Source organism: Streptomyces sp. NPDC033845, assembly GCF_055576225.1.
Map to the genome: position 1 here is coordinate 241,228 of NZ_JBVIRI010000009.1, position 26,708 is coordinate 267,935.

At 73.7% G+C, this 26,708-nt stretch carries 19 protein-coding genes; 6 read left to right on the top strand and 13 right to left on the bottom strand.

The window, feature by feature from the left end:
• Window positions 1-38: 38 nt before the first annotated feature.
• The gene (locus ACZ50K_RS21165) at window positions 39-2,216 is read left to right on the top strand and encodes a restriction endonuclease (RefSeq protein WP_468905160.1); all 2,178 of its coding nucleotides are present in this window, start codon (window positions 39-41) and stop codon (window positions 2,214-2,216) included.
• Here ACZ50K_RS21165 and ACZ50K_RS21170 read toward each other — a convergent pair.
• Window positions 2,195-3,340 (bottom strand): CobW family GTP-binding protein, encoded by a 1,146-nt coding sequence (locus ACZ50K_RS21170; RefSeq protein ID WP_468905163.1) that lies wholly within the window; start codon window positions 3,338-3,340, stop codon window positions 2,195-2,197. The two genes, ACZ50K_RS21165 and ACZ50K_RS21170, sit on opposite strands and share 22 nt — an antisense overlap.
• 30 nt (window positions 3,341-3,370) lie before the next feature.
• Window positions 3,371-4,519, bottom strand: coding sequence for a citrate synthase (locus tag ACZ50K_RS21175; protein ID WP_468905166.1), 1,149 nt, complete (start codon window positions 4,517-4,519; stop codon window positions 3,371-3,373).
• Between the two features lie 69 nt (window positions 4,520-4,588).
• Here ACZ50K_RS21175 and ACZ50K_RS21180 point away from each other — a divergent pair, with 69 nt between their 5' ends.
• The 3 genes from ACZ50K_RS21180 to ACZ50K_RS21190 all read left to right on the top strand — a co-directional run bounded on the left by ACZ50K_RS21180 (window position 4,589) and on the right by ACZ50K_RS21190 (window position 8,233).
• On the top strand, window positions 4,589-5,842 hold the full coding sequence (locus tag ACZ50K_RS21180) for a citrate synthase (protein ID WP_468905168.1): 1,254 nt from the start codon (window positions 4,589-4,591) through the stop codon (window positions 5,840-5,842).
• Between the two features lie 70 nt (window positions 5,843-5,912).
• Complete coding sequence (locus ACZ50K_RS21185) at window positions 5,913-7,520, top strand: ATP-binding protein (protein ID WP_468905170.1); 1,608 nt, start codon at window positions 5,913-5,915, stop codon at window positions 7,518-7,520.
• The gene (locus tag ACZ50K_RS21190; protein ID WP_468905173.1) at window positions 7,517-8,233 is read left to right on the top strand and encodes a response regulator; all 717 of its coding nucleotides are present in this window, start codon (window positions 7,517-7,519) and stop codon (window positions 8,231-8,233) included. Before ACZ50K_RS21185 ends, ACZ50K_RS21190 begins: the two co-directional genes overlap by 4 nt.
• A 4-nt stretch (window positions 8,234-8,237) precedes the next feature.
• On the opposite strand, the gene ACZ50K_RS21195 is transcribed toward ACZ50K_RS21190, so the two are convergent.
• The 3 genes from ACZ50K_RS21195 to ACZ50K_RS21205 form a co-directional block, all read right to left on the bottom strand.
• Window positions 8,238-9,830: a solute symporter family protein gene (locus ACZ50K_RS21195; RefSeq protein WP_468905176.1), complete on the bottom strand. Its 1,593-nt coding sequence runs from the start codon at window positions 9,828-9,830 to the stop codon at window positions 8,238-8,240.
• Entirely contained in the window at window positions 9,827-10,330 is a 504-nt protein-coding gene (locus ACZ50K_RS21200) for a DUF485 domain-containing protein (RefSeq protein ID WP_468905178.1), read from the bottom strand. The genes ACZ50K_RS21195 and ACZ50K_RS21200 overlap by 4 nt, the downstream gene beginning before the upstream one ends.
• A 160-nt stretch (window positions 10,331-10,490) precedes the next feature.
• Window positions 10,491-12,611, bottom strand: coding sequence for a DNA gyrase/topoisomerase IV subunit B (locus tag ACZ50K_RS21205; protein ID WP_468905180.1), 2,121 nt, complete (start codon window positions 12,609-12,611; stop codon window positions 10,491-10,493).
• 446 nt (window positions 12,612-13,057) lie between these two features.
• On the opposite strand from ACZ50K_RS21205, the gene ACZ50K_RS21210 reads away from it, so the two are divergent.
• Window positions 13,058-13,288: a DUF7455 domain-containing protein gene (locus ACZ50K_RS21210; protein WP_468905182.1), complete on the top strand. Its 231-nt coding sequence runs from the start codon at window positions 13,058-13,060 to the stop codon at window positions 13,286-13,288.
• A gap of 120 nt (window positions 13,289-13,408) precedes the next feature.
• Here the strand turns inward: ACZ50K_RS21210 and ACZ50K_RS21215 are convergent, their stop codons facing one another.
• The 8 genes from ACZ50K_RS21215 to ACZ50K_RS21250 all read right to left on the bottom strand — a co-directional run bounded on the left by ACZ50K_RS21215 (window position 13,409) and on the right by ACZ50K_RS21250 (window position 25,608).
• Window positions 13,409-14,233, bottom strand: coding sequence for a serine protease (locus tag ACZ50K_RS21215; protein WP_468905184.1), 825 nt, complete (start codon window positions 14,231-14,233; stop codon window positions 13,409-13,411).
• A gap of 97 nt (window positions 14,234-14,330) precedes the next feature.
• The gene (locus ACZ50K_RS21220; RefSeq protein WP_468905187.1) at window positions 14,331-15,911 is read right to left on the bottom strand and encodes an RNA polymerase sigma factor; all 1,581 of its coding nucleotides are present in this window, start codon (window positions 15,909-15,911) and stop codon (window positions 14,331-14,333) included.
• Between the two features lie 324 nt (window positions 15,912-16,235).
• The gene (locus tag ACZ50K_RS21225; RefSeq protein WP_468905190.1) at window positions 16,236-17,177 is read right to left on the bottom strand and encodes a FadR/GntR family transcriptional regulator; all 942 of its coding nucleotides are present in this window, start codon (window positions 17,175-17,177) and stop codon (window positions 16,236-16,238) included.
• Window positions 17,178-17,232: 55 nt separating this feature from the next.
• Complete coding sequence (locus ACZ50K_RS21230) at window positions 17,233-18,963, bottom strand: ABC transporter ATP-binding protein (protein ID WP_468905193.1); 1,731 nt, start codon at window positions 18,961-18,963, stop codon at window positions 17,233-17,235.
• Window positions 18,964-19,102: 139 nt separating this feature from the next.
• Complete coding sequence (locus ACZ50K_RS21235) at window positions 19,103-19,849, bottom strand: NUDIX hydrolase (protein ID WP_468905196.1); 747 nt, start codon at window positions 19,847-19,849, stop codon at window positions 19,103-19,105.
• 78 nt (window positions 19,850-19,927) lie between these two features.
• Window positions 19,928-21,901 carry a glycogen debranching N-terminal domain-containing protein gene (locus tag ACZ50K_RS21240; protein WP_468905199.1) on the bottom strand — a complete coding sequence of 658 codons (1,974 nt, stop codon included), beginning with the start codon at window positions 21,899-21,901 and terminating at the stop codon, window positions 19,928-19,930.
• 143 nt (window positions 21,902-22,044) lie between these two features.
• On the bottom strand, window positions 22,045-23,280 hold the full coding sequence (locus ACZ50K_RS21245; RefSeq protein ID WP_468905202.1) for a DUF4192 domain-containing protein: 1,236 nt from the start codon (window positions 23,278-23,280) through the stop codon (window positions 22,045-22,047).
• A gap of 168 nt (window positions 23,281-23,448) precedes the next feature.
• On the bottom strand, window positions 23,449-25,608 hold the full coding sequence (locus ACZ50K_RS21250; protein ID WP_468905204.1) for a RecQ family ATP-dependent DNA helicase: 2,160 nt from the start codon (window positions 25,606-25,608) through the stop codon (window positions 23,449-23,451).
• A gap of 382 nt (window positions 25,609-25,990) precedes the next feature.
• Here ACZ50K_RS21250 and ACZ50K_RS21255 point away from each other — a divergent pair, with 382 nt between their 5' ends.
• Window positions 25,991-26,617 (top strand): hypothetical protein, encoded by a 627-nt coding sequence (locus tag ACZ50K_RS21255; protein ID WP_468905382.1) that lies wholly within the window; start codon window positions 25,991-25,993, stop codon window positions 26,615-26,617.
• Window positions 26,618-26,708: the final 91 nt, after the last annotated feature.

Here is a 26,708-nt window from a genome sequence, read left to right on the forward strand (position 1 = left end):
AGGTTGATCCGATGTCGCCTGGTGGGGGGATTTTCACGGTGAGTCGGCATACGGACGGACCGGCCCGGAACCGGGCCGCGGCACAGCGCGCCCAGCAGTCGTACCTGCGGCAGGCGGCCGTGCAGCAGCGCGCCTTCGAACGGGAGGCGGCCCGGGCGGCGCGCGAGCGGGAGGCCGCCCACCGGCGCGACCGGGCCGCCGAGGCCGACCGGCTCACGGCGGACGCGGAGGCCCGGGTCGAGGCACTGACGGGACTGCTGGCCACCGGCTGCCGGGTCCCGCCCCGGAGCTCCGGCGAACAGCCGCTGCCCGAGCGGGTGGAGCCCTTCGACCCCGGCCATCTGGCACACCCCGTCCCGATGCCCCGGCTCGCGGACTTCCAGGGCCGCTCCGGCTGGGCGCTGACGGCGGACCGGCGGTCCCGCCTGGAACGCGAGGCGCACGCCCGCTACTCCGCCGCCTGGCAGGCCGCCCACGCCGCCGAGACCGAGCGGCGGCGGCAACTGACCGAACTCCGCGCGGACTACGACCGCTGGGCCGCCGAACTGATCACCGGGGCCCGCTCGCACAACGCGGCGCTGGCCCGCCGGGCGGAACTGGCGGCCTCCGGGGACCCAGGCGCCGTGGCCGCCCACTTCGGCGCCGCCCTCGGCGGCTCCCCGGCCTGGCCGGACGGGCTGCCCCGGCAGGCGCGGGCGGAGTACGACCCGGTGGCACGCGAGCTGGTGCTGGACTGGGAGCTCCCCGGGTTCGACGTGGTCCCGGCCGTCCGGGCCTTCCGGTACGCCCCGGGGACCGACCAGATCAAGGAGACGGCCCGGCCGGTCACCCAGCGCCGGACGCTCTACCGCGACCTCGTCGCCCAGTGCGCCCTGCTGGTCCTCCAGCAGGCGTACGCGCTGGACGAGCACGGCCTGCTGCGGTTGGTCACCGTCAACGCCTGTCTGGACGGCCACGACCCGGCCACCGGGCACCGGACCCGGATCTGCCTGGCCGCCGTGACGGGCACCCGGGAGGAGCTCTCCCGGCTGCGGCTGGAGCAGGTGAGCGCGGTGGAGTGCCTGACCGGCGAGCTGGGGGGCCGGCTGTCCGCCCGCCCCGACCAGCGCACCCCGGTACCGGCCCTGCCCGCGGCGCGGGCCGCCGGCACGGCCACCCCTCCGGATCCGGGCCCGACGGCCGGACCGCCGGACCCCCGGACGGCCGGCCGGGAACCCGAGCCCGATCTGTACGCGATGGACCCGCTGGCCTTCGAGGACCTGGTGGCCCAGCTGTTCCGGGCGATGGGCATGGACGCCGTGACCACCCGCCGGTCCGGTGACGGCGGGGTGGACGTGGAGGCCGTGGATCCCGCGCCGATCCGCGGCGGCCGGATCGTGGTGCAGGTCAAGCGGTACCGCAACACCGTGCCCCCGACCGCCGTCCGGGACCTGTACGGGACCGTCCAGGACGCCGGGGCCAACAAGGGCGTGCTGGTGACCACCTCCTCCTTCGGCCCCGGTTCCCACTCCTTCGCCGAGAACAAGCCGCTGGAACTGGTCTCCGGCCCCGAGCTGGTGGACCTGCTGCACCGGCACGGGCTGCGCGGCCGGCTCGGGGACCGCTCGGCCCAGCCCCGCCCGGCCCCGCCCACGGACCCCGCGCCCGCACCCGCGGCCGGGTCTGCGGCCGCGCCCGCCGCCGGCGGTGTCCCGGCGCAGCGACGGGAGCCGGAACCCCCGGAGCCGGAGGCCGAGTTCAATGTGCTGGGCATGAACTGGTCCGGTGCGGTGGTCCTGGACGTGTGCGCCCTGGTGTGCGCCGGCGGCCGGGTCCTCGACGAGGAGCAGTTCGTGTTCTTCAACAACCCCCGGAACCCGAACGGTTCGGTGCGGACCCGGGAGCGCCCGGCCCCCGACCGGGCCGCCCTGGAGGTGGCCTTCGAGGCGCTGCCGGCCGAGGCCGACCGGCTGGTGCTGGTCGCCGCGGTGGATCCGGAGGCCGGGACCGCCGCCGACCTGGCCGGTTTCAGCGAGGCCCACATCCGGCTGCTGGACGCGGACGGCGGCGAGCTCGGCCGGCTGGAGGTGTCCGACGGGCGGGCCGGTGAGACCGCGCTGGTCCTGGGCTCCTTCCGACGGCGGGCCAACGGTGACTGGGAGTTCGTGCTCGGCGGCAAGGGCTACCGGACCGGTCTGGCCGCCCTGCTGCGGGACTACGGCGTGGAGGTGGAGTAGGGCGGCGGCTCCTCCCCGTCCGCCTCCCCGCTCGTCGCTGCGGCCGTCCCTTCGGACTCCGTCCGGTCCGTGTACCGCAGGACGCCCCACATCGCGGACGGGTCGGTGCGCTCCGGCTCGGGTTCCCGGCAGGCCTGGAGCCCCTTCTCCAGCTCCCCCGTGTCGATGCCGGAGCCGATCAGCACGAACCGGGACACCCGGGGTTCGTCCCGCCCCCAGGGCTGCGGGGCGAACCGGAGGAACCGGCCGACGGCATGGATCTCGTACTTCTCCTGGTGGCCCGGGACCCCGAAGTACACCTGGCCCTTGATGCGGTAGAGGCCGGGCGGCCGCCGGTCGAGGAAGTCGATCAGACGGCGCGGGCTGAGGGCCTGCTCGGCGGTGAAGGCCAGGCTCTCGTAGGCGGTGTGCGTGTGCCCTGCGTGGTTCGGGTTTTCCGGGTGCTGCGGGTGGCTGTGCGGGTCGTCCTCCTCCTCGGCGAGGAGGTCCTCGAAGGAGAGCTGTCCCCGGGTCTCCTTCCACGGTCGGCGGTCGAAGAGGAGTTCGGGGTCGATGCGGCCGTGGTCGGCGGTGACCAGCGGGGTGCCCGGTGCGAGTGCGGAGACCGTCTCGGTGACCCGGGCCAGTCCCGCCGCGTCGGTCCGGTCGGCCTTGTTCACCACCACCAGGTCGGCGACGGCGAGATGCCGGTCGGTCTCCGGGTGCCGGGCCCGGGTGGCGTCGAACTCCGCGGCGTCCACCAGCTGCACCAGGCCGCCGTACCGGACGGCGGGGTTCTCCCCGGCCACCAGCATCCGGACCATCTCCTCCGGTTCGGCCAGTCCGCTCGCCTCGATGACGATGACGTCGATGCGGTTGGCCGGACGGGCCAGCCGTTCCAGGTAGGAGTCGAGCTCGCTGCCGTCCACCGCGCAGCACAGACAGCCACCGCCGAGCGAGACCATCGAGTCCCCGACCTGGCCGGCGACCTTCATGGCGTCGATCTCGATCGAGCCGAAGTCGTTGACCACCACTCCGATGCGGGTCCCCCGGCTGCTCTTCAGCAGATGGTTGAGGAGGGTGGTCTTGCCGGATCCGAGGAATCCGGCGAGGACGACGACGGGGATGGGCTGCCTGCTGTTCACCCGGTCGATCGTAGCCAGCCCGGCGGGCGGTCAGGATATGGCGGGCAGGGGCTGTGGCGGGGTAGGGCCGGTATAGCGGGCGGCCGGTCGGATGATCTTGCTGTCAGCGGCCTGCTCCAGGATGTTCGCGCTCCAGCCGACCACCCGTGCCGCGCAGAAGGTCGGGGTGAACATCTCGCGCGGCAGCCCGCACAGCTCCATGACCACCCCGGCGTAGAACTCCACGTTGGTGTGCAGCTCACGGCCCGGTTTGAGCTCGGCGAGGATCGCCTCCACCTGCTCCTCGACCTGGACGGCGAACTCGACGAGCGGACCGCCGAGCTGCTGGGCGATCCCGCGCAGCATCCGGGACCGGGGGTCCTCGGTGCGGTAGACGGGGTGACCGAAACCCATGATCCGCTCGCCGGCCAGCACCCGCTGCCGGATCCAGCCGTCGATCCGGTCGGGGGTGCCGATGGCGTCCAGGGTGTCCAGGGCGCGACTGGGGGCCCCGCCGTGCAGCGGGCCGGAGAGCGCCCCGACGGCGCCGGTGAGGCAGGCCGCCATGTCGGCGCCGGTGGAGGCGATGACCCGGGCGGTGAAGGTGGAGGCGTTGAATCCGTGGTCGACGGTGGAGATCAGATAGCGCTCCACGGCCCGGGCCCGGACCGGGTCGGGCTCCTCGCCGGTGAGCATGTGGAGGTAGTTGGCGGCGTACGGCAGGTCCTCGCGCGGGGGGACCGGCTCCAGCCCCCGGCCGAGCCGGTGCAGTGCGGTGAGCAGGGTGGGGACGGCGGCGCAGGCGGCGAGCGCGTCGGCGGCCCGGCGCTCGGGGGCGAGGTCGTAGAGCGGGCGGAAGCCCGCCGAGGCGCCGAGCAGCGAGAGCGCGGTGCGCAGTCCGGCGAGGGGGCCGGAGAGGGCGGTGGCCCCGGCCAGGGCGGGCAGTGCGTCGGCGACCTCGGCGGGGAGCCGGCGCAGCGGGGCCACCCGTGCGGTGAAGGCGGCCCGTTCAGTCGGGGTGGGCAGGGTGCCGAGGAACATCAGGTGCCAGACGTCCTCGAAGGAGCGGTGGGTGGCGAGCTCCACGGCGGAGTACTGCCGGTAGTGGTAGAAGCCCTCCCGGCCCCGGACGTCCCCGAGTTCGGTGTCGGTCACCACCACACCCGCGAGTCCGCGGGGCACTTCGACGGTTGTGTTCATGTGTCGACGATCCACCCTTGACTCAATCACTGTCAATGTTGATCCAATCAATGTGGATAAGGTGGAGTCATGGACGATCGGCTCACCACCCGCGAGGCCGCGGAACTCCTCGGCGTGAAGCCCGCGACGGTGTACGCGTACATCAGCCGCGGCCGGCTCAGCAGCCGCCGCGACGCGGCCGGGCGCGGCTCCACCCTGGATGCCGCCGAGGTCGCCGAACTGGCCCGGCGCAACCGGCGGGAGGCAGCCGGCCCGTCCGGCACCGGCGAGCTCGCGGTGCGGACTGCGCTGACCCTGATCGAGCCCGGCCGCTACTACTTCCGCGGGGTGGACGCCGTGGAACTGGCCGACCGCCACGGCTACGAGGACGTCGCCGAATGGCTGTGGACCGGCCTCCCCCCGAGCGGCACCCGCTTCACCGCCCCGCCGGAACTGCTGGCCGCCGCCCACCGGGCGGTGGCCGCCCTGCCCGGGCACAGCGGGCCGGTGGACCGGCTGCGGGTGGCCACCGCCGCCGCCGCGGTCGCCGACCCGCTGCGCTACGACCTCTCCCCCGAGTCCGTCCTCGGCTCGGCCCGCGCCCTGATCCCCACCCTGGTCGAGGCCCTGCCCCACCACCCGGACGCCCCCACCGCGCCGGGCACCGGCAGTCCGGAACAGGGCCGGGAGGAGCGACTGGCCGCGCGCCTGTGGCCCCGGCTCACCGGCAGACCGGCCAATCCGGCGGCCGTCGCGGTCCTCGACCTCGCCCTCGGACTGCTGGTCGACCACGACCTGGCCGCCTCCACACTGGCGGTGCGGGTGGCCGCCTCGGCCCGCGCCCACCCGTACGCGGCCGTCTCCGCCGGCCTCGGAGCGCTAGAGGGGCCGCTGCACGGCGCCGCCGGCCGGCTGGCCCACCGGATGCTCCGCGAGGTGCTGGAGCAGGACGGGGCGGCCCCGGTGGTGGCGGACCACCTGCGGGCCGGCCGCCGGATCCCCGGACTCGGCCACCGGCTCTACTCCGGGGAGGACCCGCGCGCCACCGCCCTCTTCGGCCGGCTGGCGGTCCTGGACGGGGCCGCCCCGGCCCTGGCCGCCGCACGTGACGTGGTCGCGGTGACGGCCCGGCAGGGCCGCGGACTCCACGCCAACGTGGACCTCGCGCTCGCCGTACTGACCGTGGCCTGCGGGATGCCCGCCGAGGCCGGCGAGACGGTCTTCGCGGTGGCCCGGACCGCAGGCTGGATCGCCCACGCCCTGGAGGAGTACCAGGAGCGCCCCCTCCGGATGCGCCCCACCGGCCACTACACCGGCCCCCGCCCGCCCCAGCCCCTCCCCTGACCCCGCCAGCCCCGGAGGTCGCGGAAGCTGCGGTTCCCTTCCCGCCGCGGGCACCGTACGGTTTCCGGTCATGAACACCCGGCGCGCCCTGCGGCTCCCCCGGCGGGCGGTCTCCCAGATCCTGCTGACCCAGCTGGCCATCGCCGCCGGGGTCGCCGTGCTGGCCACCGGACTGTTCCTGGCCCCGCTCAGCGCCCAGCTCGACGACCAGGCGATGCGCCGCGCCCTCGCCATCGCCCAGAGCACCGCCGCCGACCCCGCTGTCGCCGCCGGCCTGCTGTCCGGCCCGGCCTCGGCGGACAGCCCGGTGCAGGCCGCCGCCGAGCGGATCCGCCGGGCCACCGGAGCCGAGTACGTGGTCGTCCTCGACCGGAACGGGATCCGCCGCTCCCACCCGGCCCCCGACCGGATCGGACTGCCGGTCTCCACGGACCCCGCCGAGGTGCTGGCGGGGCACGAGGTGATGGAGATCGACGAGGGCACCCTGGGCCGCTCGGCCCGGGGCAAGGTGCCCCTGATCTCCGCCGAAGGGGAACTCGTCGGCGCCGTCTCCGTCGGCATCGCCTACGACAGCGTCCGCGACCGGCTGCTCGGCGCCGTCCCCGGCCTCCTCGCCTACGCCGGCGGAGCCCTCGCCGTTGGCGCGCTCGCCGCCTGGCTGATCTCGCGCAGGATCCACCGGCAGACCCGCGACCTGGCCTTCTCCGATATCGCGGGACTGCTCGCCGAGCGCGAGGCCATGCTGCACTCCATCCGCGAGGGCGTGGTCGCCCTCGACCCCGACGGCCGGATCAGGCTCGTCAACGACGAGGCCGCCCGGCTCCTCGGCCTGGACCCGGACCGGTCCCCCGGCAGCCTGTCCGGCCGGCCTCTGGAAGAGGTCCTGGGCGCCGGCCGCACCGCCGAGGTCCTGTCCGGCCGGATCACCGGACACGACCTGCTGACCGTCCAGGGCCCCCGGGTGCTGGTGGCCAACCGGATGGCCACCCAGGACGGCGGCGCCGTCGCCACCCTCCGCGACCGCACCGAACTGGAGCACCTCGGCCGTGAACTCGACTCCACCCGGGGCCTGATCGACGCCCTGCGCGCCCAGGACCACGAGCACGCCAACCGGCTGCACACCCTCCTCGGCCTGATGGAGCTCGGCCTGCACGAGGAGGCGGTGGAGTTCGTCACCGAGGTGGCCGGGGCGCACCGCAGCACCGCCGAACGGATCACCGGGCAGGTCCGGGATCCGCTGCTCGCCGCCCTGCTGGTGGGCAAGGCCACGGTCGCCGCCGAGCGCGGGGTGACCCTGCGGCTGGCCCCCGCCACCCTGCTCCCCGACCGGCTGGTGGACCCGGGCGGTCTGGTCACCATCCTCGGCAACCTGGTGGACAACGCGCTGGACGCCTCGACGGGCTCGGTCGGCGCCCTGGTCGAGGTGGAACTGCGCGCCGAGGGGCGTACCGCCGTGCTGCGGGTGCGCGACAGCGGTCCCGGAGTCCCGGCCGCCCGGCGCGAGGAGATCTTCACCGAGGGCTGGTCCACCAAGCGGCCGCGCGCCCACCGTGAGCGCGGGCTCGGGCTGGCCCTGGTCCGCCGGCTGGCGGAGCGGCAGGGCGGCACCGCGCTGGCCGGTGAAGCAGCGGACGGAGGGGCGGAGTTCTCCGTCGTGCTCCCGGAGGCCCTGCGATGAGCGCGGTACCGGAGGGGACGATCCACGTATTGGTCGTCGACGACGACATGCGTGTTGCCCGGATCAACGCGGCGTACGTGGCGAAGGTTCCCGGGTTCACCGTCGTGTCGCAGGCCCATTCCGCCGCCGGTGCCCTGGAGTTCCTGGAAGCCGGCCGGCACCCGGTGGACCTGGTCCTGCTGGACCACTACCTGCCGGACGGAACCGGTCTCGACCTGGTCCGGCGCCTCCGGCAGCTCGGCCGTCAGACCGACGTGATCATGGTGACGGCCGCCCGGGACCTGGCCACCGTCCAGTCCGCCATGCGGCTGGGAGCCCTCCAGTACCTGGTGAAACCGTTCAGCTTCGGCGGCCTGCGGGCCAAGCTGGAGGCCTACGGCGCCCTGCGCCGCACCCTCGACTGCGGCGGCGAGGCCGAACAGGCCGAGGTCGACCGGATCTTCGGTGCGCTGGCCGGCGCCGCCGGCCCGCCGGACCTCCCCAAGGGCCACTCCCCCACCACGGCGGACCTGGTCCGCCAGGTGCTGCGGGCCGCCGGGGGCCCGCTCTCCACCCAGGAGGTCGCCGACCTCGCCGGGATCAGCCGGCAGACCGCCCAGCGCTATCTGAAGCTCCTGGACCGGGCCGGCCGGGTCCGGCTGACCCTGCGCTACGGGGAGACCGGCCGGCCGGAACACCGCTACGCCTGGCTCCCGGCCGCACCGGGGCCCTGAGCCCTCAGACGGCCCCGGCCCCGGTCAGCGACCGGACCTCGGTCTCGGCGTGCTTGGCCTCGTCGGCCGGCTGCCCGGAGGTCACCGTGCCCAGCCAGCCGGCCAGGAAGCCCAGCGGGATGGAGACGATCCCGGGGTTCTGCAGCGGGAACAGCACGAAGTCCGCGCCCGGGATCAGGGCGTCCGGGCCGCCGGACACCACCGGTGAGAACAGCACCAGCAGCACCGCCGGAACCAGCCCGCCGTAGACGGACCAGACGGCGCCGCGGGTGGTGAACCCGCGCCAGAACAGCGAGTACAGCAGCACCGGCAGATTGGCGGAGGCGGCCACCGCGAAGGCCAGGCCCACCAGGAAGGCCACGTTCAGGTTCTGGGCCACCAGCCCGAGGGCGATCGCCACCGCCCCGATCCCCACGGCCGCCGTACGGGCCACCGCCACCTCGCTGCGCTGCCGGGCGTGCCGGCGCCGCAGCGAGGCGTACAGGTCGTGGGCCACCGAGGCCGAGGAGGCCAGGGTGATCCCGGCGACCACCGCGAGGATGGTGGCGAAGGCGATGGCCGCGACCACGGCGAAGAGCACGGCTCCGCCGGTGGTGTCCGCCCCGCCGCCCAGGAAGGCGGCGAGCAGCGGGACCGCGGTGTTCCCCGAGGCGTTGGACTCCCGGACGGCGTCCGGGCCGACCAGGGCGGCCGCGCCGAAGCCCAGCACGATGGTCATCAGGTAGAAGCCGCCGATCAGGCCGATGGCCCAGACCACCGAGCGCCGGGCGGCCCGCGCGGTGGGCACCGTGTAGAACCGGGACAGGATGTGCGGCAGCCCGGCGGTGCCGAGGACCAGGGCGAGACCGAGGCTGACGAAGTCGAACCGTGAGGTCCAGTCCCCGCCGTAGCGCAGTCCCGGGCCCAGGAAGTCGGAGCCGTGGCCGCTGCGGTCGGCGGCGGTGGACAGCAGCTGGTTGAAGTCCCCGTGGAACCGGAGCAGCACCAGTACGGTCAGCATGATCGCGCCGCCCATCAGCAGCACGGCCTTGACGATCTGGATCCAGGTGGTGGCCCGCATCCCGCCGAAGGTCACGTAGATCACCATCAGGGCGCCGACCCCGACCACGGTGAGGGTCCGGGCCGCGGTGCCGCTGCTGCCCAGCAGCAGTCCGACCAGGCTGCCCGCGCCGACCATCTGGGCGACCAGGTAGAGCACGGAGACGGTGACCGAGGAGACCCCGGCGGCGATGCGCACCGGGCGTTCGGCCATCCGGGCGGCGACCACGTCGGCGAGGGTGAAGCGCCCGCAGTTGCGGACCAGCTCGGCCACCAGGAACAGCACCACCAGCCAGGCGACCAGGAAGCCGACCGAGTAGAGCATGCCGTCGTAGCCGAAGAGGGCGATCAGTCCGGAGATGCCGAGGAAGGAGGCGGCGGACATGTAGTCCCCCGCGATGGCGAAACCGTTCTCCAGCGGGGAGAACAGTCGCCCGCCGACATAGAACTCCTCCGCCGATCCGTGCCGGTTGCGGCTCACCCAGGTGGTGATGCCGAGGGTGACCGCGATGAAGGCGCTGAACAGGACCAGCGCGAGGGTCTGGTGCTCGGTGGTCATCGGCCGGCTCCCCGGGTGCGCTCGTGGTCGAACACGGTCCAGCGCAGCTCCAGCGCCGCCCGGTCCCGCCGGAGCCGGGCGTGCCGGGCGTAGGCCCAGGTCAGCAGGAAGGTGCTGAGGAACTGGCCGATCCCGGCCAGCATGGCCACGTTGACGGCGCCCAGCACCGGTCGGGCCATCAGCCCGGGCGCCATGGTGGCGGTGATCACGTAGGCGAGGTACCAGAGCAGGAAGGCGAGGGTCGCGGGGACGACGAAGCGGCGGTAGCGGCGGCGCACCTCCTGGAAGACGGCGCTGCGCTGGACCTCCAGATAGATCGCGGCCGCGTCCGGGGCCCGCCCGGCCCCGCCGGCCGCACCTCCCGGAACCTCCTCCGGCCGTCCGGCCCCGGTCGGCGCGGCACCCTCGTCGGCGCCTTCGCCCCAGCCGGCGGCCAGCGCGTCGTACCAGGGGTCGTCGAGCCGGATCGTTCCGGCATCGGGACCATCGTGCTTGTCCACCGAACTCTCCTTGTCCGCAGGCGCAGTGGCCGCGTGCCCCAAGGATGTGCGGGCGGACTGATTCCGGACTGGTGTACCGGAGCGCTTCACCCCATCAGGTGACGGGGTGAAGCGCTCCGGAGGGCCGGTCCGGCCGGATCGGACGTCGGTCGGACGTCGGTCAGGCGTCGATCCGGGAGCGGTCCAGGGTGGCCGCCGAGCCGGTGATGAACTCCTTGCGGGGGGCCACCTCGTTGCCCATGAGCAGGTCGAACACCTGCTCCGCCGAGTCCAGGTCGCCGATGTTGATCCGGCGCAGGGTGCGGAAGCGGGGGTCCATCGTGGTCTCCGCCAGCTGGTCGGCGTCCATCTCGCCCAGGCCCTTGTACCGCTGGATCGAGTCCTTGTAGCGGATGTTCTTGCGCTGGTACTCCAGCAGGGTCTGCCGCAGCTCGTTGTCCGAGTACGTGTAGACGTACTTGTCCTGGCCCTTCTTCGGCTGGACCAGCTCGATCCGGTGCAGCGGCGGCACCGCGGCGAACACCCGGCCCGCCTCCACCATCGGCCGCATGTAGCGCTGGAAGAGGGTCAGCAGCAGACAGCGGATGTGCGCGCCGTCGACGTCGGCGTCGACCAGGAGGACGATCTTGCCGTAGCGGGCGGCGTCGATGTCGAAGGTCCGGCCCGAGCCGGCCCCTATGACCTGGATGATCGCTCCGCACTCGGCGTTCTTGAGCATGTCCGAGACGGAGGACTTCTGGACGTTGAGGATCTTGCCGCGGATCGGCAGCAGGGCCTGGAACTCGGAGTTCCGGGCGAGCTTGGCGGTGCCGAGGGCGGAGTCGCCCTCGACGATGAAGAGCTCGCTGCGGTCCACGTCGTCGCTGCGGCAGTCGGCCAGCTTGGCCGGCAGCGAGGAGGATTCCAGGGCAGTCTTGCGGCGCTGGGCCTCCTTGTGCTGGCGGGCCGCGATCCGGGTCCGGGCGGCCGCGACGATCTTCTCCATCACCGCGCGGGCCTGCTGCTTGTCGTCCCGCCGGGTGGAGGTCAGGAAGGCCTTGAGCTCCTTGGCGACCACGGCGGACACGATCCGGGCGGCGGCCGAGGTGCCCAGCACCTCCTTGGTCTGGCCCTCGAACTGGGGCTCGGCCAGCCGGACGGTCACCACCGCCGTCAGGCCCTCCATGGCGTCGTCCTTGACCACGTCGTCCTCCGCGACCCGCAGCAGCTTCGCGGAGCGCAGCACCTCGTTCACGGTCTTGGCGACCGACCGTTCGAAGCCGGACACGTGGGTGCCGCCCTTGGGGGTGGCGATGATGTTCACGAAGGACTTCAGCTGGCTGTCGTAGCCGGTGCCCCAGCGCAGCGCGATGTCCACGCCGAGCTCGCGGGTGACCTCGGTGGGGGTCATGTGCCCGCGCTCGTCCAGGACCGGCACGGTCTCCTTGAAGGTTCCCTGGCCGGTGAGCCGCAGCACGTCGCAGACCGCCTTGTCCTGCGCCAGGTACTCGCAGAACTCGCTGATGCCCCCGTCGAAACGGAAGGTCTCCTCGGTCTTGCCCGCCCCGTCGATCCCGCGCTCGTCGCGGACCACCAGGGTCAGACCGGGCACCAGGAAGGCCGTCTGCCGGGCCCGCTGGTAGAGCGTCTCCAGGCTGAGACGGGCCTCCTTGAGGAAGATCTGCCGGTCGGCCCAGTAGCGGGTGCGGGTGCCGGTGCGGCCCTTGGGGACCCGCTTGCCCTTGTGCAGCCCGTTTGCCGGGTCGAAGGGGCTGTCCGGGCCCTGCTCGGTGAAGATGCCGGGGACGCCGCGGCGGAAGCTGATCGAGTGGGTGGCGCTGTTGCGGTCCACCTCGATGTCGAGCCGGGCGGAGAGGGCGTTGACCACGGAGGCGCCGACGCCGTGCAGACCGCCGGAGGCGGCGTAGGAGCCGCCGCCGAACTTGCCGCCGGCGTGCAGCTTGGTCATGACGACCTCGACGCCGGACAGGCCGGTCTTGGGCTCCACGTCGACCGGGATGCCCCGGCCGTTGTCCCGCACCTCGACGGAGCCGTCCTCGTGCAGGATCACCTCGATGTGGTCGCAGAAGCCCCCCAGGGCCTCGTCGACGGAATTGTCGATGATCTCCCAGAGGCAGTGCATCAGGCCACGGCTGTCGGTGGAACCGATATACATCCCGGGGCGCTTGCGGACGGCCTCAAGACCCTCGAGGACGAGCAGGTGCCGCGCGGTGTAGTTGGAGCCGTCCCGGTCTGCTCCGGGCAGCAGCGCGCTGGAAGGCACGGACGTGTCGGCGGTCACGCAGTTCGCTCCTCGCTGAATTTCTTTTCTGGCCCGGTCGGGCGCAGGGGTGGATCGGTTGCCGGTCAGAGGGTACCGAGGCCTGGTAGAGCCGATGCAACGCCACCCTCGCGGTTCTTCCAGCCTAATGCAGATCCGTACGGGTGTTCGATACCTCGATGGGGTGAAGCAAACATCACGTTCCCTTCCGCGCATGAACCATTTAGGGTTCGGGCACGTCCTCATCAACAACCGGCACCCCCGCCGGTGAGGATCAAACCGGCAACACGCACTGACAAGCAACGCGAAACCGTAAAGCAACGCAATACGGCTCCTTCGCCGCCAACCGGCAGCAGCCGGCCAGCTTCGGAAGGAAGTTTCGAGGAAAAGCCGCGAGCGGGAACGTTTTCGGCCTGGTTGGATGTTGACCCTGGTACGACAGCTCGTCGAGCTAGAGAAGAGGCGACGTGACTACTGTTCTGACACCCGCGACCCCGCTGACGGCCGCTGACCGATGCGACCGTTGCGGCGCCCAGGCTTATCTGCGCGTCGTGCTGCTGAGCGGTGGTGAACTGCTCTTCTGCGCCCACCACGGACGCAAGTTCGAGCCGGAACTCAAGAAGATCGCCGCGGAAATACAGGATGAGACTGAGCGGCTCACGGCCGTTCCGGCCAGCTCCGACACCGAGGATCGCTGACACTCACATCCCGACGAGCCAGGACCGGCCAGGCCGGTCGACGGGCGGTCCCCCTGTAACCCAGGGGGACCGCCCGTCCTCGTTCCGTGAGCACCGGCGGCCCGTGCGGGCCGCCCTCCGTCAGCCCGCCACGAACCCTGTCAGCGGGGCGATCCTCGTGTAGACGCCGGGGCTGTCAGCGCGCCCACAGCCGCGCCCCCAGGACACCAGGCCGATCAGCCTGCCCTGGGCCACCAGAGGGCCGCCGCTGTCCCCCTGACAGGCGTCCTTGCCCCCTTCCCGGTCCCCCGCGCACACCATGGACTCCGGCAGGTACCGCCCGTCCGCGTCCCCCGGGTAGGCCGCCCCGCAGACCTCGTCCGCCAGCACGGTCACTCCGGCCGCCCGAAGGGCGTACGCGTAGTCACCGAATCCGCTGGTGTCCCCCCAGCCGTATACGGCCGCCTCGGTGCCGGCCGCGTAGCCGGGATCCCCGGGGCCGGCGAGCGGGAGCACGTACTCCGCGGGCACCGGTTCGCCGAGCTCCAGCACGGCGAGGTCCCCGGCGTTGGTGACCGGGTCGTAGGCGGGGTTCACCCGGGCCCCGGAGACGGGGACCTCGCGGCCCTCGCTCTCGCTCAGCTCGGTGCGCCCCATGATCACCCGGAGGTCCCGGACGGACTCCACCGGACCGCCCAGCACCTGGCGGCCGAGGCAGTGCGCGGCGGTCAGCACCTTCGCCGGGCCGACGATCACACCACCGCAGAACTGGCCCGCCCGCGTACCCCCGAACCGGTCACGGCTGGAGAGGGCCACCACCCACGGACTGTCGGCGACCCGGACCGGCTTTCCCCCGATCACGACTCCGTCCGCAGGGGCCTGCCGCGCCTGGGCCAGTGGTATGGCGGCCGCTGCTGCCGCCAGGGTCATTGCGCCCGCCAGGACACGGGCGAGGGGACGACGCATAGGGCCTCCTGACTCTGGGTGGGTACGACTCCACCCAGAGTGGGTGGCGCGGTGGCCGTGCGCATTCGCGCGGCCACCGGCACCGGGCCCTCTCCGGTCAGTCCAGGTAGTCGCGCAGCACCTGGGAGCGGGACGGGTGGCGCAGCTTGGACATGGTCTTGGACTCGATCTGGCGGATCCGCTCACGGGTGACCCCGTAGACCTTGCCGATCTCGTCCAGGGTCTTGGGCTGGCCGTCGGTGAGGCCGAAGCGCATGGAGACCACGCCCGCCTCGCGCTCGCTGAGGGTGTCGAGCACCGAGTGCAGCTGCTCCTGGAGGAGCGTGAAGGAGACCGCGTCGGCCGGGACGACCGCCTCGGAGTCCTCGATCAGGTCACCGAACTCGCTGTCGCCGTCCTCGCCCAGCGGGGTGTGGAGGGAGATCGGCTCGCGGCCGTACTTCTGGACCTCGATGACCTTCTCGGGGGTCATGTCGAGTTCCTTGGCCAGCTCCTCCGGAGTGGGCTCGCGGCCCAGGTCCTGGAGCATCTGGCGCTGCACGCGGGCCAGCTTGTTGATCACTTCGACCATGTGCACCGGGATGCGGATGGTGCGGGCCTGGTCGGCCATGGCGCGGGTGATGGCCTGCCGGATCCACCAGGTGGCGTAGGTGGAGAACTTGTAGCCCTTGGTGTAGTCGAACTTCTCGACCGCGCGGATCAGGCCCAGGTTGCCCTCCTGGATCAGGTCCAGGAAGAGCATGCCGCGGCCGGTGTAGCGCTTGGCCAGCGAGACCACCAGGCGCAGGTTGGCCTCCAGCAGGTGGTTCTTGGCACGGCGGCCGTCCTCGGCGATGATCTCCAGCTCGCGCTTGAGCTTGGGGGCCAGCTTGTCGGAGTTGGCCAGCTTGTCCTCGGCGAACAGGCCCGCCTCGATGCGCTTGGCGAGCTCGACCTCCTGCTCGGCGTTGAGGAGGGGCACCTTGCCGATCTGCTTGAGGTAGTCCTTGACCGGGTCGGCGGTGGCGCCGGCCACCGCGACCTGCTGGGCGGGGGCGTCGTCCTCGTCGTCGTCGGACAGGACGAAGCCCTTGGCCTCGCCGGTCTCCTCGTCCTCGCCCTCGCCGGCCTTGGCGGCGCCGGGGCCCTCTTCGGAGCCCTCGTCCTCGCCGTCCTTGGCGGCCGCCGTCTTCTTCGCCGCGGTCTTCTTGGCGGCGGTCTTCCTGGCGGGCGCGGCCTTCTTCGCAGCGGCCTTCTTGGCCACCGCCTTCTTGACGGGGGCGGTCTCGGCCTCGCTCCCCGAGGCCTCCGGCTCGTCCGCGCCGGGGGCGAGGACGGACTCCGGGTCAGCCGCCGGTTCCGCGGGGGCGACGGTGCCGGCCGCCGCCGTCGTCCGGGTCTCGACCGGCTTCGTGGCGGTCCGCTTGGCCGGGGCCTTCGCCGCGACGCTCTTCCGGGTGCTGCGCTTGGGTGACTCCGCGGCACTGACCATCAGCGTCACACCCTCTTCCTCAAGGATCTGGTTGAGGCCGCGCAGAACGTTCTTCCACTGGGTCTGCGGGATCTGGTCAGCCTCGAAGGCCCGACGCACGTCATCGCCGGCGATCTGCCCCTCGGCCTTGCCCCGCTCGATGAGCGCCATCACAGACTCGGACTCGGCGATCTCCGGCGGGAGCGTACGGGATGTGCTGGCCGACACGAACAACCTCTCGGAACGATGGGAACGGCTTCCGACCCCGGCCAGGTGCTGGACCGGAGCCGACGACCACCGACAGGGATGGGCCGGCGGCGCGGGCAGGGGCCGGGGAGCGGTACAGCACCCGGTACGGCTGCTGTGTTCCCTCCGTCGGCCATCACCTCTTAGGTCATCGCGGAACCTCGCTGAGCGTTACGCCCAATCTTCGTGGCCCGAATCACATCAGGTCGCTCCGGCGGCGTCCCGACGGGCGTGTCACCGGGTCCGTCGACCCGGCGACACGCGGTCCGGCTCCGCGTTCCGGTACCCCTGCGCGCACCCCGCAGGTCAGTGCTCGCGGGGCGCGGGAACCACCCGCTCGACCTCCGGATGCACCGTCAGCAGCTGACGCATCGCGTTCTCCGCGCCGAGCGCGTCCCCGGCGGCCAGGGCCTCGACGATCCGGGCGTGGTGGGCCACGCAGGTCTCGCTGGGGCGGTCGCAGGCGGTGACGGGGCTGCCGGAGACCTGGAGGGCGGCGGAGACGATGCCGGAGAGGTGTTCCAGCATGCGGTTCCCGGCGACCTGGATCAGCAGGGCGTGGAACTCGTTGTCGGCGCGCGCGAAGGTGATCGCGTCGCCCTGGCCGAGGGCGTGGCCCATGATCTCGACCATGTCGGCCATCCGCTGCTGGATGTCCGGGCGGCCGTGGCCGGCGGCGAGACGGGCGGCCAGCGGCTCGATGGTCCAGCGGAGCTCGTTGAGCTCGCGGCGCTGGTCCTCCCGCTGGGGGCCGAAGGCACGCCATTCGATGATGTCGGGGTCGAGCAGGTTCCAGTCCGCGACCGGGCGGACCCGGGTGCCGACGTTGGGGCGGGCACTGACGAGGCCCTTGGCCTCCAGGACCCTGAGGGACTCGCGGACGACCGTGCGGGAGACCTCGAAGCGCTGCCCGATCTCCTCCGGGACCAGCGGACGGTCCGCGCCGAGGTCGCCGGAGACGATCATCTGTCCGAGCTGCTGGACGAGTTGGCCGTGCAGGCCGCGGCCACGGCTGCCGGCGGCACGGCGGCCGACCCGGCTCAACTCCACGTCGGCGCCGTCCCAGTGGGACGCGCCGACGCGGTCGGTGCCGGTGCTCTCCGCGTACGGGTAGCGATCGAGTTCGCCCGGGCCGGCGAGGCCTGATTCGGCGTGGCGGGCGGCGGTCATCATGGTGTGCGCAAGGGTACTCACGAATCCTTTGTCGGCTGTGCCCGGAAGACCCTTGAGGTCTTTGGTGAAAAGCACACGAAAGGGTGATCAGTGCCTCCTACGCAATTGACGACTTATCGTAAGGAACCGATCACCAGCGAACGCGGCCGCGCAGACCGGTGAATCCGTAGGCGCACAGCAGGATGATCAGGGACAACACCAGTGCGGTTCCCACGGGTTGGGCCATCACCCGCAGGGCTCCGGAGATCAGTCGGTCCGCCTCCGGCGGCCACTGGGCCAGGGTCAGTCCGCGCAGCCGGGAGGCGATTCCGGCGACCGGGTAGGCGGAGGGCCCTTCCAGCGCCCTGGTCACCAGCGGAACCACCATGACCGGTACGGCCAGTACGGCGGCGAGTCCGGCGGAGGCGGACCGGAACACCCCCGCGGCCAGCACTCCGGCCCAGGAGCAGCCGACCAGCAGACCGGCCCAACTCGCCGCCGGGGCAATCCACTCGGCCGGGGACCGGAGCGGTCCGGTGTCGAACACGAGCTTGAGGGCGGCGACATCGGCGACGACGGCGAGCACCCCGAGCAGCAGCGCGAGGACGGCGCACACTCCGAGCTTGGCGCAGAGCAGCCCCAGTCGGCGGGGCACGGTCCCGCGGTCGGCGGCGAGCGCGGGATAGCGGTACTCCTCCCCGAACGCGAGCGCACCGAGCAGTCCGGCACCGAGCGCGGCGGGCGGCAGCGGCAGCAGCTCGGGCCAGGCGGCCAGCAGCCGGTTCTGCGAGACGTCTCCGGACCGGGCCAGGAGCAGCGCGCCGACCACCGATGCGGCCATCACGGCAGCCGCGGTGAACAGCGGGGTGGCGGTGCCGGACACCCGGCGCAGTTCGTAGCGGAGCGGCCGCAGCGGTCCGCCCACCCGTCGCACGGCCGACGGCGGCCGGGACTCACTGGTGCCCGCGCCCGCGTCCGCGCCGGACGGTTCCGGGGGCGCGGCCGGCGGGCCGCTGTCCCCGGTCTCGTCGGCGAGCTGGTGGACCAGCACACCGTGCCGGAAGGCCGCCTCCCCGATCTCGGCACAGCTGCTGCCGTAGACGGACAGCCGGCTGCCGCTCTCCTCGACGACCTCCACCGTGCGGCGGCCGGCCCGTGCCTCGCGGCCCAGGACGTCGGCCAGCCTGGCCGCGTGCGGGGTGCGCACGGCGACCCTGGGGCGCAGCCGGGTCCGGGCGAACTCGGCGGCGTCCTGGTCGGCGATCAGTCGGCCGCCTTCGATGGTGACGACCCGGTCGGCCGCGCGGGCGGCCTCCTTGGGGTCGTCGGTGGTGAACAGCACGGCGCCGCCGAGGTCGGCATGGCCGCGCAGCAGGCCGTGCAGCCAGTTCTGTTCGCGCGGGGAGAGTCCGGCGGCCGGCTCGTCGAGCAGCAGGGTGCAGGGGTCGGCGAGCAGGGCTGCGGCGATGCCGACCCGCCGGTCCATGCCCAGCGAGAGGGAGCCCAGTCGCTGGTCCCGGAGCCCCGCGATGCCGACGACCTCCAGCATGCTGTCGGCCCTGGAGGCGGGCACTCCGGCCGCGGCGCACAGCATGCGCAGTTGGTTGCGGACGGTCCGGGCGGGGTGCCCCGGAACGTCACCGAGGAGGACGCCCACTTCCCGCCCCGGGTGCGGGACCCGGTGCAGCGGACGACCGCGGAAGTAGGTGGCGCCGCGCCCCGGTTCGAGTTCGAGCATCAGCCGGAGGGCGGTGGTCTTGCCCGACCCGGCTTCGCCGAGCAGGGCGGTCACCCGCCCGGGAAGGACCTCGAAGGTGAGGTCGTCCACGGCGGGCCGCTGGTCGCGACGGGGTGCGCTGGTGAGTCCGATGGCCTGGAGCATCGCTTCTCTCGCGGAAGGTGAAACCGCTCGGCGGCAGGGTGAGTACCGCCAACAAGATAACGCGATATGTCCGATATTCGACGCAACCGCGGTGGTGTCGGACCGCCCGATTCAGCAGGCCCCCGGGTGCGTCAGGCCCTCAGACTTCCGGGCGGAGCATCGGCGGATTGAGCAGGGTCGCACCGCCCGCCCGGAACAGCTGCGCCGGACGGCCGCCCTGACGGGTGGTCGTGCCTCCGGCCGGCACCAGGAACCCCGGGGTGCCGGTCACCTTGCGGTGGAAGTTGCGCGGGTCCAGGGTCACGCCCCACACCGCCTCGTACACCCTGCGGAGCTCGCCGACGGTGAACTCCGGCGGGCAGAAAGCGGTGGCGAGCGAGGAGTACTCGATCTTCGAGCGGGCCCGCTCGACCCCGTCCGCAAGGATCCCGGCGTGGTCGAAGGCCAGGGCCGCGGGGGCCTCCCCCTCGGGGGCGAGGACCTCGTCCACCGGCGCCCAGCGGGCACTGTTGGCGTCCCCGCCGGCCCGCGGGGCCGGCAGGTCCGGGGCGAGCACCAGGTGCGCGACGCTGACCACCCGCATCCGCGGGTCGCGCCGGGGGTCTCCGTAGGTGGCGAGCTGTTCGAGATGGGCGCCGTTGCCCGCACCCGGCTCGGCCGGGTCGTGGGCGCACAGCCCGGTCTCCTCCGAGAGCTCTCTGGCCGCGGCGCCCGCCAGGTCCTCGTCTCCCCGGACGAAGCCGCCGGGCAGGGCCCAGCGGCCCTGGAACGGCTGCTCGCCCCGCCGGACCACCAGCGCGCAGAGCGCGTGGCGACGCACGGTGAGCACGACCAGGTCGACGGTGACGGCGAAGGGCGGAAAGGCCGACGGGTCGTAGGGCGACATGCGGCGATCATAGTCGTCTGCCTGACGATAAACAGCTCTTTGGCGATGAGGGCGGCCCTGGAGCACAGCCGGCGCACCCTATGTGGCCAGTTGCAGCGCATCCGCGGCCTCCTCCACCATCCCCAGGCCGAGCCGGCTGACCCGGACCGCGAAGGGCTCCCCCGCCACCCGGAGCCCGGACAGCCTGAAAGCTCCCAACGGGGCGCCCGCGAGCGGGGCGAGCGCCACGGTCCCGGCGGGCGCGTCCGGGCGGATCCCCGCCAGTGCGGTCAGGACGTGCACCCCGGCGGCCGCGGCCACCGCGGCGGGCCGGCAGGCGGCCGGGTGCGGCAGCGGGGCGCTGCCGGCGGTGCGCTGCTCCGCGGCGTACATCTCGGGCAGCCGGTATCCGAAGTGTCCGGCGGCGTCCAGCAGGCCGCGGAGCAGCCCGGTGGCCTCCTTCTCGAATCCGGCGGCGGCCAGTCCGGCGATGGCGACGGCGCTCTCCTGGGGGCGGACCGCCCCGGAGTGGTGGCCGAAGGGGTTGTGGCCCGGTTCTCGGAGCGCCATGCTGCGCAGCCCCCAGCCGGAGTCCATGGCGGGGGCGCCGAGGAGCCGGGCGAGCTGCTCGGTGCGGATCGGGTCGAGCAGTCCGGGGGCGAGCCGGCCGGCGCCGAGGAGTCCGGTGTCGAGAAGGTGGGCGGCGGCCCCGGTGAGCCGGGGCAGCGGACGGCCGTCGGGGTGCAGGGCGGCGGCCGGACGGCCGCCGGAGGGGCCGTCGCCGTCGATCCAGAACTCCTCGCGGAACCGGGCTCTGAGGGCGGCGGCCCGGTCCCGCCATTCCTGGGCTCCGGGCCGGCCGCACCCGTCCAGCAGATCGGCCCCGAGCAGGGCGGCACGGTGGGCGTGCGCCTGGGTCTCGCAACGGCGGGGACCCGGGTCGGGGTCGGCGAGCAGCCCGTCCTCCCCGAGCTGGGACCGGAGCCAGTCCAGGCAGCGTTCGGCGGTGGGCAGGAGCTCCGCCAGGGTGTCCTCGGGCAGTCCCCAGCGGCGGGCCTCGGCGAGCACGGTGGGGAAGGCGAGGGTGGCCTCGGTACCGGTGCAGCCGGGCGGCAGCTGGGGACCGGAGCCGCGCAGCGGGCCGGGGATCAGACCGGCCCCCGGTCCCCGGCCGCCGGTCTGGGTGCGGGCCAGGATCCGCAGGGTGGCGGCGGCCAGACCGCTGCCGAGCGGAAGGGCCATCCTCGCGGCCCAGAGGGACTCGGCCGGGGCCATTCCCAGGCGCCAGGGCACTCCGGCCGCCAGGAAGGCGTCCGAGGGGCTTCCCGGGTCTCTCAGCAGCAGGGCCCGGAGGTCCTCCAGGCTGGTCCGGAACCAGGCCTCGACCCGGGAGTCGTCCCCCTCGGCCCGGGCCGGGGCGAGCGGGTTGGCCACCTGTCCGACGGGAGCCCGGTCCGTGCGGTTCTGAGCGGTGCGCAGTTCGATGGTGCGGGCCTCCCCCGGCGCCAGGTCGAACTGCCAGCGCAGCAGTCCGGCGGAGGCGACGGCATCGTCCGGGGGCGGCTCGGCGGTGGTGACCGACTGGCTGCCGGCGGTGCTCCAGCGCAGTCCTGAGGTGTGCACCCCGGCGGGGAGTTCCGGGCCGGACCGGCCCGCGGCGACGGCGGCCAGGTCGGCCAGGTCGGTACCGAGGGTGATCTCCACGGGCAGCCGGTGCGGGCGGGCCGTGTAGTTCCGGAGGGTGATCCGCTCGGTGCCGTCGGCGTGCCGGACCCGCTCGACGCCGATGTCGGGATCGGGGCCGGTCTCGGCACCGGTGCGCACGGTGGCGGTGAATCCGGCCCGGTCGGCGCCGAGGCTGCGGCCCTGGACGGCGACCGGGTCCCGGCCCGCGACCCTCAGCAGGCAGCGGGAGAGGAGCCGGCGCCCGGACCGGTAGATGCCGTCGAGTCCGCGGCCGGTGAGCTGGCCGTGTTCCGGTGAGATCGCCAGGCAGGGAGCGGCCACACAGATGACGGCGCCGTGCACGGGCGGCAGTTCGGGCCGGCGGGCGGGGGGTACGGGGTGCGCCATGAGTCGGGCTGCCTTGTCTGCCGGGGCTGTGCTCGGGACGGGTCCGCGCCGGCGGCCGCCCCTGGGGGCCACCGCTCCAAGGCTGAACGCCCCCACCCCCGCCCGGGTCACGGCCGCCGCCGGGCCGGTCCGGCGGGCGCGGCTCACCGGTCGCGTCCGGCGGTGCGGCGGGCGTCGCGGCGGACGGTCTTGGGCTTGCGCCCCGCCGGGCGCAGGGAGGCCCGTCGGCGGCGGCGCGGTTCGCGGCGGCGGCGTTCCTCGCGGAGGCAGTGCCGCAGCCCCTCCGGGTCGATGCCCTCGTTGCAGGCGCGGTGGAGCAGCTGGGCGAAGTGGTAGTCGGCGTCGGCGCGCAGGGCCAGGGCGAGCGCGATCCGGGCGGTCGGTTCGTCTCCGGTGGACCAGCAGACCCAGCCGGCCAGGGTGAGCGGGGCGGCGGCGTGTTCGGCGTAGGCCCCGACGCAGCGGCGGGCCAGGGCCCGCCAGAGGCGGAGGGCCGGGGCCGCCTCGTCGTCCTCCATCCATTCCGCGGCGATGTCGCGGATCTCGCGGTCCTGGAGGCCGAGGATCAGTGCGGCGGCCTCCTCGTGGGCGAGCAGGGCGTCGTCCCGGTCGTCGGCCGCGGGGCCGCTGTCGACGGGTGGGGCGAGCTCCAGCCGCCTCATGAGGGTGCGGGCCAGGGCGAGGGTCTCGGCGCCGACCTCCTCCCGGGTGGTGCCGTCGAGGATCTTCGGGACCAGTCCGGTGGCGGCCCCGTCCAGGGCCCGCTGCTGTTCCTCCGCGATCCGGCCGCGCAGGGGCTCCAGCCGCCGCTCGATGTCCTTGAGGGTGCCGCGGACGTGCAGTCCGGCGTAGGTGGCCGCGGCCGCCATCACCGAAGTGCCGGGTGCGGACAGCGGGTTGCCCTCGGCCGGGCAGCAGCGGGGGTCGGGGCAGCAGTAGGACAAATACCGCCCACCGGAGATGCAGAGGGCCTCCAGCACGGGCACTTCCAGGGCTCCGCAGGCGATCCGGATCCGTTGGGCGAAGGGCTGGAGCCGGGTCATGACCTGCTGGGGGGTCTCGCCGTCCGCCGGGTCCTGGCAGAGGTAGAGCACGATGCCGTCCGGTCGGCCGCCGCGCCGCTCGCTGCCGTGCACGAGGCAGTCCGCGACCTGCCGGGCGGTGTCCTCCCACTCCGTCGGCGCGGTCGGGAGGCCGACCCGGAGGCGGCCGCCGAACCGGCCGCCCTCGCCGTGCACGGCGACCATCACGAGCGAGTCGGTGGGATGGAAGCCGACCATGTACGGCAGGGCGTCGGCCAGTTCGGCCGGGCTGCGCAGGGTGATCTGCGGACCGGCGGAGGGGTGCGGGGACTTGATGGGTTCCTGGTTCTTCGTCATGCCCCGACGGTCCCGCCTCCCGGCCCCCGACCGAAACCCCTGTGGATAACTCCCGGGCCACCGCGGTTGTCTCTGCGGCTGTCTCTGTCCACAGGCCCGTGCGGACAGGCCGCCCGGGTGCCACAGTGAGCGGGTCGGCCGTCCTGGCCGGCGCCGTTGGCGGGTCGCTCAGCCCGCCGCGGCGAGGACCAGGGGGAGCACCTGCGGACTGCCGGCCTGACGGAGCAGCCGGGCGGCGACGGCGAGGGTCCAGCCCGAATCGGTGGAGTCGTCGACGAGCAGGACGGGGCCGGGGGAGGCGGCCAGCGCGGCGGCCAGCTCCTCGGAGACGGCGAAGGCTCCGGAGAGCGCCCTCAGGCGCTGGGCGGAGTTGCTGCGGCGGGCAGCGTGCGCGCCGCCCGGCCCGGTGTACGTGAGGGTGCCCAGGAAGGGCAGCCGGCCGATCGTGGCGATTCCCTCGGCGAGGGAGCCGACCAGCTGGGGGCGGGAGAGGGAGGGTACGGCGACCACTCCCACCGGCCGGTCGGCGGGTTCGGGGAGGCTCGGTGCCCAGCCGCCCGGGGAGCGGGACCAGTCGGCGAGGACGGCGACGGCGGCGTGCAGGACCTCGTCCGGGACGGGCCGGTCGGGGGCGTTGTCGGCGAGCAGCGGGCGCAGCCGGTTGCCCCAGCCGATGTCGGAGAGTCGGCCCAGGGCGCGCCCGGTGGAGCACTGGTCCTTGGCCGGGATGCGGCCCTTGAGGTCGACGCCCAGGGCGGGCATGCCGGTCGGCCACATGCGGCGGGGTTCGATCTCCACTCCGGGGCGGTCGAGTTCCCTGGCCGCTCCGGTCAGGGTATCGGCGGAGACGGAGGCGTCGGCCCAGGCTCCGACGCAGTTGTCGCAGCGGCCGCAGGGGGCGGCGCCCTCGTCGTCCAGCTGCCGGCGCAGGAACTCCATCCGGCAGTCGGTGGTGCTCACGTAGTCGCGCATGGCCTGCTGTTCGGCGGCCCGTTGCCGCGCCACCCAGGCGTAGCGCTCGGAGTCGTAGGTCCACGGCCGGCCGGTGGAGGCCCAGCCGCCCTTGACCCGGGTGACCGCCCCGTCCACGTCGAGGACCTTGAGCATGGTCTCCAAGCGGGTGCGGCGGAGGTCGACGGCGGCCTCCAGGGCGGGGACGGACAGCGGACGGCCGGCCTCGGCGAGGGCGGTGAGGGTCTGGCGGACCTGGGCCTCGGGCGGGAAGGCGGTGTCGGCGAAGTAGCGCCAGATGGCTTCGTCCTCCTTGCCCGGCAGGAGCAGCACATCGGCGTGTTCGACCCCGCGGCCGGCGCGGCCGACCTGCTGGTAGTAGGCGATCGGAGAGGAGGGGGAACCCAGATGGACCACGAAGCCCAGATCGGGCTTGTCGAATCCCATGCCCAGGGCGGAGGTGGCGACCAGTGCCTTGACACGGTTCTGCTGGAGGTCGATCTCGGCCTGGAGGCGGTCGGCGTTCTCGGTGCGGCCGGTGTAGGAGGCGACCTCGAAGCCGCGCTGCCGCAGGAAGGCGGTGGCCTCCTCGGCGGCGGCGACGGTGAGGGCGTAGACGATCCCGGAGCCGGGCAGCTCGTGCAGGTGCTCGGCGAGCCAGGCCAGCCGGTGGGCGGCGTCCGGCAGCCGGACCACGCCCAGGCGGAGGCTTTCGCGCTCCAGCGGGCCGCGCAGCACCAGGGCCTCGCCGGCTCCGGTGCCGAGCTGCTCGGCGACGTCCGCGGTGACCCGGGCGTTGGCGGTCGCGGTGGTGGCCAGGACCGGCACCCCGGGGGCGAGCTCGGCGAGCATGGACCGCAGTCGGCGGTAGTCGGGGCGGAAGTCGTGTCCCCAGTCGGAGATGCAGTGGGCCTCGTCGACGACCAGCAGGCCGGTGGTGGCGGCGAGCTTGGGCAGCACCTGCTCGCGGAAGTCCACGGAGTTGAGGCGTTCCGGGCTGACCAGGAGGACATCGGTCTCGCCGCGCTCGACCTCCTGGTAGATGGTCTCCCACTCCTCGGGGTTGGCGGAGTTGATGGTGCGGGCCTGGATCCCGGCCCGGGCCGCCGATTCCACCTGGTTGCGCATCAGGGCCAGCAGGGGCGAGATGATCACGGTGGGGCCGGAGCCGCGGCGGCGCAGCAGGGCGGTGGCGACGAAGTAGACGGCGGACTTGCCCCAGCCGGTGCGCTGCACCACCAGGGCCCGGCGGCGTTCCTCGACCAGGGCAGCCACCGCCTGCCACTGGTCCTCCCGCAGCCGGGCCGAGCCTCCGGGGGCTCCGACGAGCTCGGCGAGGATGGCATCGGCTTCTGCGCGGAGCTCCAGGTTGTCCATGCCCCCATGCAACCCGATGCCACGGACAATCGGCCAATCCGGACGGGGCGGCGCCCCGCGCGCCGGAGGGCGCCCGGGGGGTGCGGGGCGGTACCGGGCGGCCCGGCCGCCGCGCGACCGGGCCGCGAGGGGAGTCGTTTGTGCTGGTACCGGCGGTCCGGTCGTCACGGAATGCGTCATCTTCGGCCTGGCTGGGCAAGGATATGAACGGCATACCAGCCAATTACGGTCGGCCGGGCCAATTGCTCGTTGCCGCGCGCTGATGGGCCACGCGAGAATCGAAGGGCTCCCGCTCGGCTCGTCGGCACTCTCCAGGGCCGCGCTGCGGCGCGCCTTCACCCAGACCTGCCCCGAGAGCGGGCGCGTACCCGAAGGGAGGACCGTGGCCTTCGGACTCGCCCCGTCCAGAAGTACGTCCATCGCGGCCACCAAGGGTCTCAGCAGACATGGCCGGCTGCTGGAACCGGCCGAGTGGACGGCCGCCGGGATCCCGCTGCTCCGCAATCCGCGCGAGGTGGTCGGCGGACTCCATTCGCGGCACGCCCCGGCGCCCGGCGACGCGGTGCTGGCCGTGCTCGGCCCGGAGGACCGGCTGGTCGCCAGTGCGTCGTTCACCCAGCGGTCCACCTCGGCGGACGGCTGGGAGTACCGCAACGCACTGCTGGCGCGTCTGCGGCGGGTGATCCCGCACGATCTGCGCCGCCGGACCCCGGTCCGGACGGCGGTGCTCCTCTACTGCCGGGACGGCGACGAGGGCTGGACCGAGGAGGACGGCGCCTGGATGTGGGGGCTGCGGGACGCGTGCACCCTGCACGGGCTGCGCTGCGGCGCGTACATCACGCTGACCGGGGCCGGCTGGCAGGTGCTGGGCGAGGGCCGGGGCGGCCGGCGGCCGGACGCGGATTCCCGGCCGGTGCGGCTGGGTGAGCTGGTGGCGGATCCGGTTCCGATGACCTTGCGGACGGGTGGCGGAGCGGCCGAGACCCTGCGGCGGACGGTCGCGCGCTGACCCCGGGCCCGGGGAGGGGTGCGGGGGCGTACGCGGACGGGCGTACGAACACGACAACGGCGGGGCCGGCCGATGGCCCGCCCCGCCCCTT